This is a genomic window from Amycolatopsis sp. NPDC005961 (assembly GCF_040629235.1).
In the GTDB taxonomy this organism is placed as follows: domain Bacteria; phylum Actinomycetota; class Actinomycetes; order Mycobacteriales; family Pseudonocardiaceae; genus Amycolatopsis; species Amycolatopsis camponoti.
The window spans coordinates 42,079-60,948 of the sequence record NZ_JBEXVF010000058.1; the positions used below are offsets into that span (position 1 = coordinate 42,079).

Annotated in this window: 16 protein-coding genes and 2 tRNA genes; 11 read left to right on the plus strand and 7 right to left on the minus strand. The window is 70.2% G+C overall.

Annotated features, from left to right (window positions below):
- The first annotated feature begins 171 nt into the window (after positions 1 to 171).
- Positions 172 to 1,275: a S1 family peptidase gene (locus ABZ342_RS36805; RefSeq protein WP_360483192.1), complete on the plus strand. Its 1,104-nt coding sequence runs from the start codon at positions 172 to 174 to the stop codon at positions 1,273 to 1,275.
- 95 nt (positions 1,276 to 1,370) lie between these two features.
- On the opposite strand, the gene ABZ342_RS36810 is transcribed toward ABZ342_RS36805, so the two are convergent.
- From ABZ342_RS36810 to ABZ342_RS36820, 3 genes are all read right to left on the minus strand, one after another.
- Positions 1,371 to 1,775 carry an SsgA family sporulation/cell division regulator gene (locus ABZ342_RS36810; RefSeq protein ID WP_155548533.1) on the minus strand — a complete coding sequence of 135 codons (405 nt, stop codon included), beginning with the start codon at positions 1,773 to 1,775 and terminating at the stop codon, positions 1,371 to 1,373.
- Positions 1,776 to 1,929: 154 nt separating this feature from the next.
- Complete coding sequence (locus ABZ342_RS36815) at positions 1,930 to 3,147, minus strand: MFS transporter (protein WP_360483195.1); 1,218 nt, start codon at positions 3,145 to 3,147, stop codon at positions 1,930 to 1,932.
- A 39-nt stretch (positions 3,148 to 3,186) separates the two neighbouring features.
- Positions 3,187 to 3,660 carry an Lrp/AsnC family transcriptional regulator gene (locus ABZ342_RS36820; protein WP_155548535.1) on the minus strand — a complete coding sequence of 158 codons (474 nt, stop codon included), beginning with the start codon at positions 3,658 to 3,660 and terminating at the stop codon, positions 3,187 to 3,189.
- A 212-nt stretch (positions 3,661 to 3,872) separates the two neighbouring features.
- Here ABZ342_RS36820 and ABZ342_RS36825 point away from each other — a divergent pair, with 212 nt between their 5' ends.
- A complete protein-coding gene (locus ABZ342_RS36825) occupies positions 3,873 to 4,862 on the plus strand; it encodes a beta-ketoacyl-ACP synthase III (protein WP_360483198.1) in 990 nt (329 codons plus the stop codon).
- Here the strand turns inward: ABZ342_RS36825 and ABZ342_RS36830 are convergent.
- The 3 genes from ABZ342_RS36830 to ABZ342_RS36840 are packed head-to-tail and all read right to left on the minus strand — an operon-like array spanning position 4,850 to position 7,909.
- On the minus strand, positions 4,850 to 6,343 hold the full coding sequence (locus ABZ342_RS36830; RefSeq protein ID WP_155548537.1) for an adenylate/guanylate cyclase domain-containing protein: 1,494 nt from the start codon (positions 6,341 to 6,343) through the stop codon (positions 4,850 to 4,852). The two genes, ABZ342_RS36825 and ABZ342_RS36830, sit on opposite strands and share 13 nt — an antisense overlap.
- A gap of 27 nt (positions 6,344 to 6,370) precedes the next feature.
- Positions 6,371 to 7,204, minus strand: a complete 834-nt coding sequence (locus ABZ342_RS36835; protein WP_360483202.1) for a class I SAM-dependent methyltransferase — start codon at positions 7,202 to 7,204, stop codon at positions 6,371 to 6,373.
- A gap of 15 nt (positions 7,205 to 7,219) precedes the next feature.
- On the minus strand, positions 7,220 to 7,909 hold the full coding sequence (locus ABZ342_RS36840; RefSeq protein WP_155548539.1) for a FadR/GntR family transcriptional regulator: 690 nt from the start codon (positions 7,907 to 7,909) through the stop codon (positions 7,220 to 7,222).
- A gap of 43 nt (positions 7,910 to 7,952) precedes the next feature.
- Between ABZ342_RS36840 and ABZ342_RS36845 the strand changes: the two genes are divergently transcribed.
- Both ABZ342_RS36845 and ABZ342_RS36850 read left to right on the plus strand, forming a co-directional pair.
- The gene (locus tag ABZ342_RS36845) at positions 7,953 to 8,576 is read left to right on the plus strand and encodes a GNAT family N-acetyltransferase (RefSeq protein ID WP_360483227.1); all 624 of its coding nucleotides are present in this window, start codon (positions 7,953 to 7,955) and stop codon (positions 8,574 to 8,576) included.
- Between the two features lie 173 nt (positions 8,577 to 8,749).
- Positions 8,750 to 9,523 carry a sulfite exporter TauE/SafE family protein gene (locus ABZ342_RS36850; RefSeq protein ID WP_360483205.1) on the plus strand — a complete coding sequence of 258 codons (774 nt, stop codon included), beginning with the start codon at positions 8,750 to 8,752 and terminating at the stop codon, positions 9,521 to 9,523.
- Here ABZ342_RS36850 and hisC read toward each other — a convergent pair.
- Positions 9,513 to 10,568: a histidinol-phosphate transaminase gene (gene hisC, locus ABZ342_RS36855; protein ID WP_155548542.1), complete on the minus strand. Its 1,056-nt coding sequence runs from the start codon at positions 10,566 to 10,568 to the stop codon at positions 9,513 to 9,515. The genes ABZ342_RS36850 and hisC overlap by 11 nt on opposite strands.
- Before the next feature lie 145 nt (positions 10,569 to 10,713).
- Here hisC and ABZ342_RS36860 point away from each other — a divergent pair, with 145 nt between their 5' ends.
- The 7 genes from ABZ342_RS36860 (at position 10,714) to ABZ342_RS36890 (ending at position 18,730) form a co-directional block, all read left to right on the plus strand.
- Positions 10,714 to 11,343 (plus strand): dienelactone hydrolase family protein, encoded by a 630-nt coding sequence (locus tag ABZ342_RS36860; RefSeq protein ID WP_360483209.1) that lies wholly within the window; start codon positions 10,714 to 10,716, stop codon positions 11,341 to 11,343.
- A 19-nt stretch (positions 11,344 to 11,362) separates the two neighbouring features.
- Positions 11,363 to 13,342 (plus strand): acetoacetate--CoA ligase, encoded by a 1,980-nt coding sequence (locus ABZ342_RS36865; RefSeq protein WP_360483212.1) that lies wholly within the window; start codon positions 11,363 to 11,365, stop codon positions 13,340 to 13,342.
- Between the two features lie 37 nt (positions 13,343 to 13,379).
- The gene (locus ABZ342_RS36870) at positions 13,380 to 15,095 is read left to right on the plus strand and encodes a phosphatidylglycerol lysyltransferase domain-containing protein (RefSeq protein ID WP_155548545.1); all 1,716 of its coding nucleotides are present in this window, start codon (positions 13,380 to 13,382) and stop codon (positions 15,093 to 15,095) included.
- Positions 15,096 to 15,160: 65 nt separating this feature from the next.
- Positions 15,161 to 15,250 (plus strand) — tRNA-Ser (locus ABZ342_RS36875).
- Between the two features lie 46 nt (positions 15,251 to 15,296).
- Positions 15,297 to 15,370, plus strand: a tRNA-Arg gene (locus tag ABZ342_RS36880).
- A gap of 382 nt (positions 15,371 to 15,752) precedes the next feature.
- Positions 15,753 to 17,384, plus strand: a complete 1,632-nt coding sequence (locus ABZ342_RS36885; RefSeq protein ID WP_360483215.1) for a glycosyl hydrolase family 18 protein — start codon at positions 15,753 to 15,755, stop codon at positions 17,382 to 17,384.
- Positions 17,381 to 18,730, plus strand: coding sequence for a cellulose binding domain-containing protein (locus ABZ342_RS36890; RefSeq protein WP_360483218.1), 1,350 nt, complete (start codon positions 17,381 to 17,383; stop codon positions 18,728 to 18,730). The genes ABZ342_RS36885 and ABZ342_RS36890 overlap by 4 nt, the downstream gene beginning before the upstream one ends.
- The last annotated feature ends 140 nt before the right edge of the window (positions 18,731 to 18,870 follow it).

Below are 18,870 nucleotides of genomic sequence, written 5' to 3' on the forward strand. Positions count from 1 at the left end.
GACAACGCGCGGCCGGGACCGCTTGGAGCAGGGGATACGTCCGGGGTGAATGCGTATACCCATTCGCCGGGTGCCCGGATTGCACCGTAACGCCCACTGCGGGGACCCTCACCCGGGGGAGTACCACTGCGTGGCCGGTGCAGAGCCGCGCGTAACCACCTAGGGAGAAGCATGAAGATCGCCAGACTCTTCGGTGCCGCTGCCGCCGCGGTGATGACGACGGGCGCGCTCGTCGCGATCGCCGTCCCCGCGTCGGGACAGGACCTGCTGAACCCGGACATCGTGCCCGCCATGCAGCGCGACCTCGGCCTGACGCACGACCAGGTGCTGACGCGGCTGAAGAACGAGGACGTCGCGACCAAGGTCACCGAGGCCGTCAGCGCGACGCTCGGTGACGCGTTCGGCGGCGCCACCTACAACGCCGCCACGGGCAAGGCGCACATCCAGACCACGAACGCCGCCGACGTCGCCAAGATCCAGGCGTCCGGGGCCGAGGCGGAGGTCGTGAAGTTCGGCGCCCGCCAGCTCGACTCCACTGTGGACACCCTGAACGCCCGCGACAGCGCGGCCCCGTACGCGATCACCGGCTGGGGCGTCGACGCCGCCACCAACCGCGTCACGGTCACGGTGCTGCAGGGCCAGCGCGGCGCGGCCGACACGTTCCTCACCCAGTCCGGTGTGGACAAGTCGTCGGTCACGATCCTCGAGACGGCTTCGAAGCCGACGCTGCACGCCAACATCCGCGGCGGTGACGCCTACTACATCGGTGGCTCGTCACGCTGCTCGGTCGGCTTCGCGACGACCACCGGGTTCGTCACCGCCGGACACTGCGGCGCGCTCACCGGCGGCGGCTCGCTGACGGGCTCGAACGGCGCGGCGCTCGGCAGCTGGATCACCTACCGCTTCCCCGGCGTCGACTACGCCGCGGTCCGGACCAACAGCAGCTGGACCCCGGTCGCGCAGATGAACAACGGCACCGCGGTGCGCGGGTCGTCGAACGCGGCGACCGGCTCGTCGGTCTGCAAGGCCGGCTCGACCACCGGCTGGACCTGCGGCACCATCGGCGCGAAGAACCAGAGCGTCCGCTACGCCGAGGGCACGGTCAACGGCATGACCGCGACCAACGTCCGCTCGGCGGCCGGTGACTCCGGCGGCGGCTTCATCGCCGGCAACTACGCGCAGGGCGTCCTGTCCGGCGGCAACACGAGCGTGACGTACTTCTACCCGATCGCCGGCGCGCTTTCGGGCACCGGCACCACGCTGAAGACCAGCTGATCCCTCCCGGAAACAGCGAAAGGGCGGGTTTCGAGTGCCTCCAGCGCACTCGAAACCCGCCCTTCGTCCTCGCCGCGGGAATGGGAGGTTCAGGGTCAGACGTTGCTGATCTCCTCGATCAGCCCGTCGACGTCGAAGTGCGCGCTCTCTTCGCCGAGCGGCACCAGCTCGTAGGACGCCTCGAGGAACGTCCGAATGTCTTCGATCTCCAGCTCGAACGACGCATAGCCGTCCGGTGACTCGATTTCGAGGGTGAGGAAGTCTTCGTCGTCGGACAGGTCCGGGCGGACCCGGACGTCACCCAGGCCGGCCGGCTCGTCGAGGCCGGACACGAGGAGGTCACGCGCGAAGGTCCATTCGATCCACCGGCCGCGCTCGGTCCGGAACGCCACGGTGACCGCGAACGGCTCGTCGGCGTGGTAGGAGAGGCGGGACAGGACGGGCGTGGTGCTCTCGTTCAGCACCACGAACTGGCTCTGGTGAACGGCGTCGGTCTGCATGGCCCCTCCTGGAGTCCGGTGGCGGTTCGCGCGGCGCGAACTGTTCGAGGAGGAGATGACCAGGCCCTGCGGTCATGACGGAGAAACTCTCACGTTCACTTGATCGGTTGCATCCGTCCATTGTGGTGTAACGCCTGGCACATACCCCTTGCGTTCAGGCGGCGACTGCTGGTGACGGTTCGCGCAGGGCTCCGGGGAGCTTCCTCCGCAGCACGAGCAGCGCCGGGATCGCCGCCGCGCAGGTCAGGGCCAGTACCGACCAGGTCAGCGCGTTGCTCACGCTGAGCAGGACGGCCAGCAGGCCGGGGGCGAGGGCCACCGGCAGGCCCCAGGAGAGCTGGAAGATCGAGCTGGCCCGGCCTTCGGCGCCGGCCGGCGCGGCCGCGGCCGCCGTCGCGGTGCCGGTGGGGCCGAACATCGCCTCCGCGACGGAGAAGCCGAGGCTCGTCACCAGGATCAGCCCGGCGGCGACGCGCAGGGGGACCATTTCCAACGGGATCAGCAGGGCGAAGGAAACCGCGAACAGCGTCGCGGCGCCGATGAGCGCCGCGGTCCGGCTGCGCCCGGCGAGCAGCGCGACGATCGGGCGCTGCGTGGTCACGACGACCACCGTGCCGAGCGTGATCGCGGTCCCGGCGATCCACTGTGGACCGTGCAGGAGATCCCGCACGACGATGGGGAGCACGGCGAACTTGCTCGCGCTGGCGAGCGTGAAAGCCGTGTGGGTGACGCAGAAGCCCATGAATGGCCGGTCGGTCAGCACCGCCCGCCAGCTCCCCGAAGCGGAGCTTTCCCGTGAAAGCTCCGCCTCCGGGCCGCCGCTTGGCGGGAGCAGCCGGATCAGGACCGCCGCGAGGGCGAAGCTCGCCGCGTTCACGTACGCGAGCAAGTGGAACGCCCACGGGCTCGTGATCGTCGGCAGCACCGCGGTCGCCGCCGCGCCGATGCCCGCGCCGGCGAAGCGTCCGACCGTCGGCGTCGCCAGCATGCGGTCGGTCTCGCTGCCGGACGTGAGCCGGGCGACCATCGGCGCGTTGCACGTCCAGAACAGCCGGTCGCCGAAGCCGGCGACCACCGACACGGCGATCACCTGCCAGCTGGTGTGGACCAGTGGGTACGCGCTGAAGGCCACGAGCCGGACGACGTTCCCGGCGACGAGCAGCGCCCGCGGCCCGAACCGGTCCATGGCCGCCCCGGTCGCCGGGCCGCTGACGAGCGCCAGCAGCGCGCCGGTGCTCAGCGACGTCCCGGCGTCGAGCAGGCCCATGCCCTGGCCGTGCACCAGGAACAGCAGCGCGAACGGCACCCAGAGCCCGCTGCCGAGCGCGTCGATCAAGGTCGCGATCAGGAAGATCCGGCGATTCCGAAGCATGCGTCCCCCAGGTGGAAAGCGCTCCAGGATATCGCTTCGCTACGGGCCCAGCGGCAGGCCGAGCCCGACCTTCACACGGTCCATCGCCACGCTCGTCGTGAAGTGCCGGACGTTCGGGTTGTCGAAGAACATCCGCCGGGTGAACGCCTCGAAGCCCGCCATGTCCGGGCACGTCACGACCAGCACGAAGTCCGCGTTGCCGGTGACGTAGTAGCACTGCTGGACGCAGTCGTCGGCGAGGATCTGGCGCCGGAACGCGTCCAGGACCGCGAGGTTCTCCCGCTCCATCTCGACCATGACGACGAACGTCATGCTCAGCCCGAGCGCCTCCGGCGACAGCACCGCGACCTCGCGCTCGATGACCCCCGCTTCGCGCAGCCGCTTGATCCGCCGTTGCACCGCCGCGGCGGAGAGGCCGACCTTCGCACCGATCGTCTCGGCGATGGTGCGGGCGTCCTCCTGGAGGCAGGCGAGGATGGCGATGTCCAGCTGGTCGAGGTCGGGAGTCTGCACTCCAGCAGGCTAGCCGGGACCTCCGACAATCCGCCGGGCGTTCGCTGCGCGCTCACTCTTGCGTGACGTCGCTCACTACTCCGTTCGAGGGGAAAGTGAAACAACTTTTTCAGTGACCTGGAACACAACTCACGGGTCTACCAGGGGGTAGCGCATAGAAGTGGAAGACCAGCCGGTCGCTCCGCCAACCCCCGGCGTGGGGAGGCTCTCCCGTGCCCGCACCTGCCGCCGTGCTGACCGGAATCGGTTCGTGGTTGCCGACGACGGTCCTGGGCAACGACGAGATCGCCGCCCGGCTCGACACCACCGACGAGTGGATCCGGACCCGCACCGGCATCCGGGAGCGCCGCGTCGCCGGACCCGACGAGTCCACTGTGGACCTCGCGGTCGGGGCGGGCCGCGAAGCCCTCGCGGGGCGCTCCGCCGACGTCGTCGTCCTCGCCACGTCGACCCCCGACCAGCCCTGCCCGGCCAGCGCGCCGCAGGTCGCGGCCCGGCTCGGGCTCGGCACGGCCGCGGCCTTCGACGTCAACGCCGTCTGCAGCGGGTTCGTCTACGCGCTGGCCACGGCGGCGGGGTTCATCGCGGGCGGCATCGCCGAGCGCGTGCTCGTGATCGGCGCCGACACCTTCACCACGCTCATCGACCCCGAAGACCGCACGACCGTCCCGATCTTCGGCGACGGCGCGGGCGCGGTCCTCCTGCGGGCCGGCGACGCGGACGAGCCCGGCGCGTTCGGGCCGTTCGACCTGCACAGCGAGGGTGAGCTCGCCGACCTGCTGTGGGTCGAAGCCGGCGGCGCGCGACGGCGGCTGTCCGACCAGCCGAGCGACCGCTTCCTCGCGATGCAGGGCACCGCGGTGTTCCGGCACGCCTGCGCGCGGATGGCGGAGTCGTCGCGGACCGTGCTGGAGCGCGCGGGCTGGATGGTCGGCGACGTCGACCGGTTCGTCGGGCACCAGGCGAACATCCGGATCCTCCAGGCGACGGCGAAGCAGCTCGGCATGCCGGCCGACGCCGTCGTCGCCAACATCGACCGCGTCGGCAACACCAGCGCCGCGTCCATCCCGCTCGCCCTGGCCGACGCGCGGGCCGACGGCACCCTCGTCGCCGGGCACCGCGTGCTGCTCAGCGCGTTCGGCGCGGGCTTGACCTGGGGCTCGACGGTGCTGCGCTGGCCGGACCTGGGTCAGCTGTCCTGACGTTCCGGGCCGGCTGTCCAAGTCGGCGTCGGCTCCTGGCGGCCCCGCAGCTCCAGCTCGCCGTGCTTCACCCAGTTCGCGCCTTCGCTCGGCAGCGCCGCCGAGACGACGGCGTCGCTGGCCAGGATCCGTGACGGCACCGCCTTGGCCAGCTCGGTCAGCCGGGCGGCCTCGTTGACGGCGTCGCCGATCACGGTGTACTCGAGCCGGCTGCTGGTGCCGAGCTGCCCGGCGAACACCGGGCCGCTCGAGACGCCGATGCCCAGGTCGAGCTCGCCGTTCGCGCACACCGCGTCCCGGATCGCGCGGGCCGCGGCCAGCGCGGCGGTCGGCCCGTCCGCGAGCCGCGTCGGCGCGCCGAAGATGCACAACGCGGCGTCGCCCTGGAACTTGTTGACCAGCCCGCCGCGCGCGCCGACCGCGGAGACGACCGCGGCGAACAGCCGGTTCAGCTTCTCGACGAGCTCCTCCGGAGGCGTGCGGTAGGCGAGCGCGGTCGAGTCGACGACGTCCACGAACAACGCCGTGACCTCGCGGACGTCGCCGGACAGGGACGCGCCGTACTCCAGCGCGTGCCGGGCGACGTCGGCCCCGACGTGCCTGCCGAAGAGGTCCCGCATCCGCGCCTGCTCGCGCAGGCCGGCGGCGAGCTGGTTGACCGACGTCTGGAGCAGGCCGATCTCGCTGGAGTCGTCGACGTCGACGGTGACGTCGTTGTCGCCGCGCGCGATCCGGTCGAGGGCGACGCGCAGCCGGTGCAGCGGCGCCGCGACGGCCCTGGCCAGCAGGGCGGTGCCGATCGCGCCGACGCCGAGGCCGATCACCGACAACATGATCAGGCTGGCGGTGTGGTTGCCGGAGCCGAGTTCCGGTGGCGTCGCGACGAGCAGGACGCCGACGAACGGGACGCCGCTGGCCAGCGCCCAGGTGACGACGAGCCGGGTGAGCACGGTGACGGGCAGCGACCCGCTCGGCGGCAGGACCTCCAGCGCGATCGTCATCACCGGCCGCGCCACCCACTCGGCGGCGAGGTAGGTGAGGCCGACGGTGGTGAGGCCGCCGAGCCCGATGACGGTCGCCATGCCGACAGCGTCTTCGCCGGAGCCGAGCACGCCGGCCAGCACGCTGAGGACGACGGTGCCGATCAGCCAGAGGGTGCCGCTGACGACGGCCATGTCGACGGGCAGCCGCAGCGCGCGCTTGGCTTCGCTTTCCGACGGCGGCCGGCCGAGCACGAACCAGATCGCGGTGCGGCGCTGCAGCCAAGCGGTCCACAGCGTCCCGGCGAGCAGCGAGACGGCGACGATCCCGGCGGCGGTCAGCCCGAGGATCCACCCGCGGTCGCCGACGTCGCCGGGCAGGCCCTGCAGCAGGAGAAGCAGCGCGACGACCGCGGACCCGGCGACGCTGGAGCCGAGCCCGAGGCCGGCGAAGCCCAGGCTGGTGCGCAACACCACCCGGAAGTTGCCGATCTTGCGCACGGCCTCGATCGTACGGGCGGAGCCGCGTCAGAAGCGGTACCGCACGATGTGGGCCATCCGCGCCAGTGGCGGGAAGTACTTCAGCATCCGCAGCTGGAACCGGGTGGACGCCCGCAGCCGGGCCATCACCTCCGGGTCGGCCCAGTGCGACGCGTCCAAAGAGGACATCAGGTCGAGGCCGAGGCGCTCCAGTTCGCGCGGGTCGTCGATGCCCCAGTGCAGGGTCGCCTTCGCGCGCCGGACCGGGGTGTTCAGCTTCTGGGCCTTGATGCCGAACTTGCTGAAGACGTCGCAGATCAGCTCGCCCGACGGGAACTTCGCGACCAGCCGGCGGATCAGCTCGGTGCCGTCCTCCGGGGTCAGGTACATGGTCAGGCCCTCGGCGACGATCAGCGCCGGGCGGTCCGACGGCACCTGGTCGAGCCACCCGAAATCCGTCACCGACGTGCCGATGTTCGTGTGGTTCGGCGCGGCCGCGTAGAGCTTCTCGCGCAGCTCGACGACCTCGGGGTAGTCGACGTCGTACCAGTGGACCGTCTCCGGCGGGGCGAGCCGCTGGAAGCGCGTGTCCATGCCGGCGCCGAGGTGCAGCACGATCGCGTCCGGGTGCTGCCGCAGGTACTCGGCGGCCCACTCGTCGATCGGCTTGGCCCGGAGGACGACGCTCGCGGCGCTGTCGCGGGTGATCCCGAGCTTGGCGAAGTCGTAGTCGATCTGCCGGACGGCTTCGTCGGCGGCGTGGTCGCCGAGCACCGGGTCGGCTTCGCGGCTGTCGAGCGCGCGGCCGTAGAGCGTGGCCAGCATGGTGGCTTTTTCTTCGGTGAAGTGCACCTTCTCCATCACGACCCCCAAAACTTTCATAATGTTGTGAAAAGTCTAGCGCTCTTCGGGGTGCGCGGCGAAGTCGTGCGCGTAGGTCTTGGCGTCGACCAGGTGCTTGAGGGTCAGCTCACGGGCCGCGGCGGGGTCGGACCGGCGGATGGCGTCGAGGATCGCGCGGTGGTCGTCGACGGCCTTGCGGATCTGGCCGGGCAGCCGCAGCGCCGCCCGCCGCTCCTCGCCGACCAGGGCGAGCACGGACCGCAGCAGCCCGGCGACGTCGTCGTTGCCGGCGTTCTGCGCGATCACCCGGTGGAACTCGGCGTCGGCGGCGATGACGTGCAGCATGTCGCCGTCTTCGGCGGCCCGCGCCATCTCGGCGACGTTGTCCTCGAGCCGGCTCACGGTCTTCGCGGTCGCCTGCCGGGCGAGCCGTTCGGCGAGGGTCGGCTCGACGGTCGCACGCAGGTCGAAGAGCTTTTCGACGAGCTGGTCGTGCTCGGTGAACCAGGTCCGCAGCGGCTGTTCCTGCTGCTCACGGACGTAGGTGCCGGAGCCGGCCCGGATCCGGACGTAGCCGATGGAGTCGAGGACGCGCAGCGCCTGCCGCAGCGAACCGCGGCTGATGCCGAGGTCCTCGCACAGGACGCGTTCGGCGGGCAGCCGGGAGCCCGGCGGCAGCTTCCCGGAGTCGATCAGCGACCGCAGCCGGTCGACGGTCGCGCTCCAGACCTGCTCGGTGTCCACGCGCCCATCTTCTCAGCTCCGGAAACTGTCGGTGGTGACTGTCATGATCACCGGCATGGACATCCTGGGGGCGTGGGTGCGGGGCTGGGCGGTGTCGCGAGAGGTGCCGCCGCCGGTGGAGGAGCCGGACGGCTTCCGCGTAGACGTGGGCTTGCCGCGGCACCGCGTCCGCTACCTGCTGCGGTCGCCGTCGACGGTGGCCACCCGGGCGCGGACGGTGGCCGCGCCGGGCACGTGGCTGAAGACGTGCGGCTCGCGGGCCTCGGTGCTCGCGGGCCTGACAACGGAATGGGAGGCGGGGGAGACGGAGTACTTGATGACCTTCGACGGCGCCTTCGTGCCCGCCGAGGTTCCGGCGGGGTACTCGGTGACGGTGACCGGCGAGGGCCCGGTGTGGGAGGCATCGGTGACGGCCGAGGGCGCGCCGGCCGCGCGCGGCTGGGTCGCGGTGGCATCGGGGGTGGCGGTGTTCGACCGGATCGTCACGGAGCCCGAACACCGGCGTCGCGGCCTCGGCCGGGTCGTGATGCACCGCCTGGGCGTCGCGGCCGGAGCACAGTCGAGCGTCCTGCTGGCCTCGGAAGCGGGGCGAGGGTTGTACGGCGCTTTGGGCTGGAGGGTGGCGTCGGAAGTCATTCCAGCTCACGTACCGGAAGAAGCAGCATGACCGCGCGGTTCAAGGACCTGGCTTCTCCCGATCGTCGGCGCGCCGGGCACCGGGCCGCTGAGCTGGACCAACCCGGTCCCGGAGAAGGAGGCGGCCCGCGGTGAGTGTCCGACCGGACACATCTGCGTCGCGGGACCGGCTCACGATGCTTAGGCTCCGCACGTGAATGCTTCATGACGTGGTGGCACGCGGCGATCATCGTCGTCGCCGGGATCTGGGCGGGCACCATCAACGCCGTCGTCGGGTCGGGGACTCTCGTCACCTTCCCCGTCCTCGTCGCGCTGGGATATCCGCCGGTGACGGCGACGACGTCCAACGCCATCGGTCTCGCGCCCGGGACCCTTAGCGGTGCCTGGGGCTACCGGCACGAGCTGGCCGGCTACTGGCCGCAGGTCGCGAAGTTCGCCGTCGCGTCTTTCCTCGGTGCCATCGGTGGCACCATCCTGCTGCTGTCGCTGCCGAAGGATGCCTTCGAAGCCGTCGTGCCCGTGCTCGTCGGCCTGGCCGTGATCCTCGTGATCGTGCAGCCGAAGGTGTCGAAGTGGGTCGCGAAGCGGCGTGAAGAAAACGGCGCCGAGCACAAAGCCGGCCCACTGCTGATGTTCCTCATCTTCCTCATCGGCATCTACGGCGGCTACTTCACCGCCGCGCAGGGCGTGATGCTGATGGCGGTCATGGGGATGCTGCTGTCCGAACCGCTGCAGAAGCTCAACGGCGTCAAGAACGTCCTCGCCGCCGTGGTGAACGTCGTCGCCGGGGTGATCTACGCGTTCGTCGCGCCGATCAGCTGGCCCGTGGTGCTCTGGCTGGCCGTCGGGTCGACCGCCGGCGGCTTCCTCGGCGCGAAGATCGGCCGGAAGCTGCCGCCGGCGGTGCTGCGCGGCGTGATCGTCGTGATCGGCGTCGCCGCCGTGATCCAGCTGGTGGTCAAGCAGTTCAGCGGCTGAAGTCGCGCGCCGCGGCCAGGAAGAGGTCGTTCTCCTCGCGGGTCCCGATCGTCACGCGTACGCCGTCGCCGGCGAACGGGCGCACCACCAGCTTGCGGTCCAGCGCGTGCTCGGCGAACGGCACCGCCTGGTCACCCAGCGGCAGCCAGACGAAGTTCGCCTGCGTCTCGGGCACCCGGTAGCCGGCTTCGAGCAGCGCGTCCCGCACCCGCCCGCGCTCGGCGACGATCTCGTCGCAGCGCGCGAGCAGCTCGTCCGCCGCGTCGAGCGACGCCAGCGCGGCCACCTGGGCCAGCATGTTCACCGAGAAGGCGACGTACACCTGGCGAAGCGCGTCGGCGATCGGCTCGGGCGCGACGGCGTATCCGACGCGCAGCCCCGCGAGGCCGTACGCCTTCGAGAACGTCCGCAGCACCATGACGTTCGAGCGCGTCCGCGTGTACTCGACGCCGTCGGGCACCTCGGGATCGGTGACGAACTCCTTGTACGCCTCGTCCAGCACCACCAGCACGTGCTCCGGGACGGCGTCGAGGAACCGCTCCAGCTCCGCGCGCCGCACCGCCGTGCCGGTCGGGTTGTTCGGGTTGCAGACGAAGACCACGCGCGTCTTTTCGGTGATCGCCGCGAGCATCGCGTCGAGGTCGAGCTCCTGGCCCTCGGTGATCGGGACCTTCACCGACACGGCGTTCGCCACCTGCGTGACGATCGGGTACGCCTCGAACGAGCGCCAGGCGAAAATCACCTCTTCGCCGGGGGCGCAGACCGCCTGGATCGTCTGCTGGCACAGGGAGACCGAGCCGCAGCCGATGGCGACGCGCTCCACCGGCACGTCCAGGTCGCGCGCCAGCCGCTCGCGCAGGGCCTGCGAGCCGGTGTCCGGGTAGCGGTTGATGCCCGCGGCGGCTTCGGCGATCGCCCGCGCGACGCTCGGCAGCGCACCGCCGGGCACCTCGTTGCTCGCCAGCTTGATCGCGCCTTCGATCGTCCGGCCGGGAATGTATTTCGGCAACGATTCGAGATCGGCACGAGGGGACACGGACGACATCTTCGGCGCTCCTCCGATTGAACGGGACGACCCGGTCACCGTATCTTTTCCGCCCGCCGCCCCGCGACTCCCTTCAGGCGGTATGTGACCGGCAGGGCTGACAGAATGGGTTCCTTCCGTTCACCTCGAAGTGATTGAGTGACGTATGACGTCGACCAGCACCGTGGACTACCAGCGCACCGACGGCCGCGCGCTGCGCCTCACCTTCTCGGCACCCGAAGGCGCGCTACGCGGCGGTTTGGTGGTGCTGCACGAGGCGGACGGGGTCACCGACGGCGTCAAGATGCTCCTCGCCAGCCTCGCCCTCGAGGGCTGGCTGACCGTCACCCCGCACCTCGAAAACGCGGAGCTCACGCAGCAGGACCTGCTCGACGCGACGGACATCACACTCGCCTGGCTCGTCGAACGCGGCGTCGAGGCCGATCTGCTCGGCGTCATGGGGTTCGACCTCGGCGGCACCGCGGCGCTCGTCGTCGCTTCGCACCGCAGGCTGGGTGCCGCCGTCAGCGTCGGAGGGCAGCAGGCCGCGGAACTGCCCGCGCTGGTCGAGATCGCCGGGAGGCTCACCAGCCCGTGGCTCGGCATGTACGGCGACGCCGGCGACGAAGCGGGCGGCGCCGAGGTCGAGCGGCTGCGCGACGCGGCGGCGTCGGCGAAGGTCGCCACGAACGTCGTCCACTACCCGGGCGCGAACCACCGCTTCGACGCCGACCCGGGCGCGGCCGCCGAGGCCTGGCAGCGCACCCTGAATTGGTTCGACGCGCACCTGCGGTAGGCGGGATTACAGTCGTGAGGTGACGCACACCGCCGACGCCCCCGAAGTGCTCTGGCGCCCTGAGCCGAGCCACGTTGCCGACAGCAAGATCGAGGCCTTCCGCCAGTGGCTGCGCGCCGAGCGCGGCGTCGAGGTGGACGACTACCGCACGCTCTGGGAGTTTTCGGTCGGGCGCGTCCCGGAGTTCTGGGCGGCGGTCGCGGACTTCCTCGGCGTCCGCTGGCACGACCAGCCGCGCGAGGTGCTCTCCGGCGAGATGCCGGACGCCGTCTGGTTCGAGGGCGCCACGCTGAACTACGCCGAACACGCGCTCACCCCCGGCGTCGCGGGCGCCGCGAAGGGTGACGACGAGACCGCGGTGATCTTCCACCGCGAAGACGGCTTCGCGGAGCACCTGACGTACGGCAAGCTCCGCGCGCAGGTCGCGGCCGCGCGGGCGGCGTTCCTGGACCTGGGCGTCGGCAAGGGTGACCGCGTCGTCGCGCTGGCCCCGAACTGCCCGCAGACGCTGGTCGCGTTCCTCGCCGCGGCGAGCATCGGGGCGATCTGGTCGTCGTGCTCGCCGGACTTCGGCGTCCGCGCGGTCGCCGACCGCTTCGTGCAGATCGAGCCGAAGGTGCTCTTCGCGGTCAACGCCTACGCGTACAACGGCCGTCAGTTCGACATCCGGACGACGGTGGCCGACCTGCAGGCGAAGCTGCCGTCGCTGGCCGCGACCGTGCTCGTCGAGTACGTCGGCGAAGGACGGATGGACGGCGCGCTCGACTGGGCCGAGCTGCTCGCGGCGAACGAAGGCGCGCCGCTGCTGTTCGAGCCGGTCGACTTCGCGCACCCGCTGTGGGTGCTCTACTCCTCCGGCACCACCGGCCTGCCCAAGGGCATCGTGCACGGCCACGGCGGCATCACGCTGGAGCACCTCAAGGCCCTCGCGCTGCAGACCGACCTCGGGCCGGGTGACCGGTTCTTCTGGTTCAGCACCACCGGCTGGATGATGTGGAACTTCCTCATCTCCGGCCTGCTGGTCGGCACGACGATCGTGCTCTACGACGGCAGTCCCGGGCATCCCGACCTCAACGCGCTGTGGCACCTGGCCGAGCAGCACCGCGTCACGTACTTCGGGACGTCGGCGCCGTTCATCCAGAGCTGCCTGAAGGCGGGCATCAAGCCGGCCGAGCGCTACGACCTGACGGCGTTGCGCGCGCTCGGCTCGACCGGGGCACCGCTGAGCGTCGAGGGTTTCCGGTGGATCGTGGACGAGGTCGGGAAGAAGGTCCAGATCTGCTCGGTTTCCGGCGGCACCGACCTGTGCGCGGCGTTCGTCGCGTCGGCGCCCGACGTGCCGGTGTGGCTGGGGGAGCTGTCCTGCCCGGCGCTGGGCGCCGCGGTCAACGCGTTCGACGAAGCCGGGAACGCCGTCGTCGAGCAGGTCGGCGAGCTGGTGATCACCAAGCCGATGCCGTCGATGCCGGTGTTCTTCTGGAACGACCCGGACGGCTCGCGCCTGCGTGAGGCGTACTTCGAGATGTACCCGGGCCTCTGGCGCCACGGCGACTGGATCCGCGTCACCGGCCGCGGCTCGGCGGTGATCTACGGCCGCAGCGACTCGACGCTCAACCGCGGCGGCGTCCGGATGGGCACGGCGGAGTTCTACCGGGTCGTCGAGGGCTACGACGAGGTCGCGGATTCCCTGGTCGTGGACACTTCGGCGGCCGGCAACGACGACGGGCAGCTGATCTGTTTCCTGGTGCTCACCGGCGGCGTCGCGCTCGAAGACGTCGAGCCCCGGCTGAAGAAGGAGCTCCGTAGCGCGCTGTCACCGAGGCATGTACCCGATCGGTTCGTCGTGGTTCAGGAGATTCCTCGTACCTTGAACGGTAAGAAGTGTGAGGTACCGGTGAAGAAGATCCTGGCCGGTGTGGCTCCTGACCGGGCGGTCAGCCGTGACGCGCTGGCCAACCCGGCGGCGTTGACGCCGTTCGTGGAGCTCGCCGGGGGGTGAATGGGGGAAGCATGATCGTCCACAACGGGTTGCACAGGTGGTGACGGCGACACGCGCGCAGACCACCTGGCGGGTGGCGGGGACCACCACCGTGGGGGTGATCACCTGGGTGACCCGGCTGGCCGGACTGATGACACTCGTGTCGGTCCTGGTGCCGGCCGGGCGCCGGAACCTGCGCGGGCACCTGTCGGAGTGGCTGGAGCTGCCGCAGGAGGCGACGGTCGCGGCCGCGACCGTCGCGCTGGTCACGGGCGTGCTGCTGGTGCTGCTGGCCGCGGGCTTGCGCCGCCGCAAGCGCCGGGCCTGGCAGCTGGCGATCGGCGCGACGGTGCTGCTCACGGTGTCCCACATCGGGCTCCGGCACGTCTTCGGCGCCGGGCTGGTCTCGGTCGTGCTGCTGGTGGGCCTGATCGCGAGCCGGCGTTATTTCGTCGCGAAGCCGGACCCGGTGGTCGGCCGCTGGCGCGCGGTGCGGGTGTTCCTGCAGCTGGCGCTGGCCGGGTTCGCGATCAACGTCATCCTGCTGTCGGTGGCGTCCCGGGCCGTGCTCGAGCCGATGAGCTTCCCGGACCGGCTGGCGGAGTCGGCGCTCGCGCTGGTCGGCGCCAGCGGGCCCGCGGTGTTCCACCAGATGTGGCTGGAGGACATGACCGCGGCCGTCGGGCTGCTGTTCGGGCTCGCCGCGACCCTGGTCTCGGCGTACTTCCTGCTGCGCTCGGCCGAGCCGGCGCCCCGGCTGTCCGATGAGGAGGTCGGCCGCCTGCGCAAGCTGCTGGACGAACACGGCGACCGGGACTCGCTCGGCTACTTCGCGTTGCGGCGGGACAAGTTCGCGGTGTTCTCGAAGACGGGCAAGGCCGCGGTGACCTACCGCGTGATCGCCGGGGTGGCGCTGTGCTCGGCCGACCCGCTCGGCGACCACGAGGCGTGGCCGGGCGCGATCGAGGAGTACCTGGAAGTCTGCCGCCGCAACGGCTGGGTCCCGGCGGCGATGGGCGTCTCGGAGCTGGGCGCGACGGTCTGGGCCCGGTTCGGCCTGGAAGTACTGGAGATCGGCGACGAAGCGGTCGTCGACGTCGGGGACTTCACCTTGGACGGACGCGTCATGCGCGGCGTCCGCCAGGCCGCGGCCCGCACGAAGCGCGCGGGCTACAAGGTGCTGGTGCGCCGGGCCGAGGACCTGCGTCCCGGTGAACTGGCCGAGCTGGTGACGCTGGCGGCGAAGTGGCGCGGCACGGACACCGAGCGTGGCTTTTCGATGGCGCTGGGCCGCATGGGCGACGCGGGTTCGGTGCTGGTGACGGCCGAGCAGGGCGGTCAGGTGCGCGGCGTGCTCCAGTTCGTGCCGTGGGGCGCGACGGGCCTTTCGCTGGACGTCATGCGCCGCGACCGCACGGCCGACAACGGCGTCAACGAGCTGATGATTTCGGAGCTCCTGCTGGCCGCGGAGAAGCACGGCGTCGAGCAGGTGTCCCTCAACTTCGCAGCGTTCCGCTCGTTGATGGAACAGGGCAGGCGCATCGGCGCCGGCCCGGTGGCGCGCATGTCCGCCAAGGTGCTGCACTTCTTTTCACGCTGGATCCAGATCGAGACGCTGTACAAGTTCAACGAGAAGTTCCAGCCGCGCTGGGTGCCCCGGTACTTGGTGTACCCGGGAGTGCGCGAACTGCCCCGGGTGGGCATCGCGACGTTCGAGGCGGAAGGCCTCGGCGGAAGGTCCCCGCGCCTGCTCAGGCTGCTGCAACGAGCGTGAGGGGGGTGCTGTCGGAGGGTGATCGGGGGGTGTGTAACCTATCTGAGCAGTGGTCGTTGGGCCCAGGAGGCTTCGCCTAGTCTGGTCTATGGCGCCGCACTGCTAATGCGGTTGGGGGTAACCCCCCCTCCCGGGTTCAAATCCCGGAGCCTCCGCTGGTACCCGGTTCGCCGGGTGCTAGGTTAGAGAACAACTGAACACGCGCCCGTAGCTCAGCTGGATAGAGCATCTGACTACGGATCAGAAGGTCAGGGGTTCGAATCCCTTCGGGCGCACGTCTGGTTGAGACAGCACTGGAGCCCCCTCGCAAGAGGGGGCTCCTTTGTGTTGTCGGGAAACCGGCCGTCGCGAGCCACTCGCCTGCCGGGAACCAGCCGCCGCGGCAGCCGTACCCCGGCTGGGGACCGCCCTCGGGGCGTTGAATCGAACAGCCCACACACGAGCCGGTGTGCACCTGACTCGGCTGCTTTGCGTAACTGGACTGGACCAGTGAACTCACCTTCGTCCGAGCTGGTCAGCTGCCCTTCGGCACTCTCCGTGGTTGTGCTTCCCTAATTGGTCTGGACCACGTAACGTCTTCGCAAACGGTGCATAAACACCACCCGGTCCCCGCCTGTGGTGGTCACGCCGTTCCCTTACCTGGTTCAAAGGAGAGCGATGTCCAGAAAGAGATGGCACCTCCTCGGTCTATTCACCGCGGTCGGCGCGATCGCGGTCGGTCTCGTCACCGTGCCGGCGAGCGCCGCCGGTGGTGTTGGCGCCAGCTTCACCAAGGGCTCCGACTGGGGCACCGGCTATGAAGGCAAGTACACGATCAACAACGGCTCCGGCTCCACGCTGGCCAGCTGGACGGTCGAGTTCGACCTCCCGTCCGGCGCGAAGATCGCCTCCCTCTGGGACGGCAGCTACACCGCGGCCGGCCAGCACGTCACCGTCAAGAACAGCTGGAACGGCAACGTCGGCAACGGCTCGACCGCCAGCTTCGGCTTCAACGTCAGCTACTCCGGCACCTACTCCGCGCCGGCGAACTGCAAGCTGAACGGCGGCTCCTGCGACGCCGGCGGTGGCACCCCCACCACCACGCCGACGACGCCGACCCAGCCGACGACCACCCCGACGACGCCGACCACCCCGACCACGCCGCCGACGACCACCACGCCGCCCCCGCCGGGTGGCCTGAAGAACGTCGGCTACTTCGTGCAGTGGGGCGTCTACGGCCGCAACTACCACGTCAAGAACATCGAGACGTCGGGTTCGGCCAGCAAGCTGACGCACATCAACTACGCGTTCGGCAACGTGAAGAACGGCCAGTGCACGGCGAACGACGACCCGTACGCCGACTACCAGAAGACCTACGACGCGGCGGGCAGCGTCGACGGCGTCGCCGACACCTGGGACCAGCCGGTCGCCGGCAACTTCAACCAGCTGCGCAAGCTGAAGAAGCTGCACCCGGGCCTCAAGGTGATCTGGTCGTTCGGCGGCTGGACCTACTCCGGCGGCTTCGGCCAGGCGTCGCAGAACGCGGCCGCGTTCGCGCAGTCCTGCTACAACCTGCTCAAGGACCCGCGCTGGGCGGACATCTGGGACGGCATCGACATCGACTGGGAGTACCCCAACTCCTGCGGCCTTTCCTGTGACACCAGCGGTGCCGCGGCCTACAAGAACCTGATGGGCGCGCTGCGCTCGAAGTTCGGCTCGTCGTTCCTGATCACCTCGGCGATCACGGCCGACGGCAGCAACGGCGGCAAGCTCGACGTCGCCGACTACGGCGGCGCCGCGCAGTACGTCGACTGGTACAACGTCATGACCTACGACTACTTCGGCGCCTGGGCGGCGCAGGGTCCGACGGCTCCGCACTCGCCGCTGACCAACTTCAGCGGCATCCCGACGCCGGGCTTCTACTCCGACGCGGCGATCCAGAAGCTGAAGAGCAAGGGCGTCCCGTCGAGCAAGCTGTTGCTGGGCATCGGGTTCTACGGCCGCGGCTGGACCGGCGTCACTCAGTCGACACCGGGTGGCACCGCAACCGGTCCCGCGCCGGGCACGTACGAGCAGGGTATCGAGGACTACAAGGTCCTCAAGAACACCTGCCCGTCGACCGGCACCTTCGCCGGCACCGCGTACGCGAAGTGCGGCAGCAACTGGTGGAGCTACGACACCCCGGCGACCATCGGCGGGAAGATGTCCTACGCCAAGCAGCAGGGCCTCGGCGGCGCCTTCTTCTGGGAGCTGACCGGTGACACGACCGGCGGCGAGCTCATCTCCGCGATGAAGAACGGCCTGTCGTGACGCGCCGGTGGTTGCCCACACTCGGGCTGGCGGCCGCGGCCGCCACGATCACCGCGATGTTCGTGATCGCTCCGGCGAACGCGGCGGGCGGCGTGTCCGCGACCTTCACCAAGGGCTCCGACTGGGGCACCGGCTACGAGGGCAAGTACACGATCGCCAACGGCTCGGGTTCCACGCTGGCGACCTGGACCGTCGAGTTCGACCTGCCGAGCGGCGCGAAGATCTCGTCGCTGTGGGACGGCAGCTACACGGCGTCCGGCCAGCACGTCACGGTCAAGAACACGTGGAACGGCAACGTCGGCAACGGCGGTAGCGCGAGCTTCGGCTTCAACGTCGCGTACTCGGGTTCGTACGTCGCGCCGTCGAACTGCAAGCTCAACGGTGGGTCGTGTGCGGCCGGGGGGACACCCCCGGCCACCACACCGCCGCCTACGACGACGCCCCCGCCGACCACGACCCCGCCGCCGGGGACCGGTGGCAAGGGCGCGCCGTACCTCTACATGGGCTGGGGCAGCCCGCCCAACCCGCAGACGGTGATGAACGCGACCGGCGTCAAGTGGTTCACCATGGCGTTCATCAACGCCTCCGGTGGCTGCAACCCGGCGTGGGACAGCAGCCGTCCGCTTTCGGGCAGCGCCGACGCCACCGCGATCTCGCAGATCAAGGCGGCGGGTGGCCAGGTCGTCCCGTCGTTCGGCGGCTGGAGCGGCAACAAGCTCGGCCCGAACTGCTCGACGCCGGCCGCGCTGGCGGGTGCGTACCAGCAGGTGATCAACGCGTACGGGCTGAAGGCGATCGACATCGACATCGAGAACTCCGACGAGTTCGAGAACGAGGCCGTGCAGGACCGCATCCTGGGCGCGCTGAAGATCGTCAAGCAGAACAACCCGGGCGTGCAGACCATCCTGACGTTCGGCACGTCGACGACCGGCCCGAACTACTACGGCAACCGGCTCATCGACCAGTCGAAGGCCCTCGGCGCGAACGTGGACGTGTACACGATCATGCCGTTCGACTTCGGCGGCGGCTCGAACATGTACCAGAGCACGGTGAACGCGGCGAACGGCTTGCGCGACAAGCTGAAGTCGACGTTCGGGTGGAGCGACGCCACGGCGTACAGCCACGTCGGCATCTCGGGCATGAACGGCCTGTCCGACCAGCAGGAGCTGACCGATCTGTCGACCTGGACCCAGATCACCAACTGGGCCAAGACGAATCACCTCGGCAGGCTGGCGTTCTGGTCGGTGAACCGGGATCGTGGTTGTCCTGGCGGTGGCGTGCAGTCGGCCTGCAGCGGCATCGCCCAGAACGACTGGGACTTCACGAAGGTGACGGCGGGCTTCTGACGTCGTCGTGAAAGAAAGCCCCCTTGCCGGCTCCCCGGGCCGGCAAGCGCCTTGACGTCCTTGCGCTCGAGGAACCGCAGGACGTGCTTCTTCAGCTGGCCCGACCCCTTGCCCGGGATGATCTCGACGAGCGGCGCCTT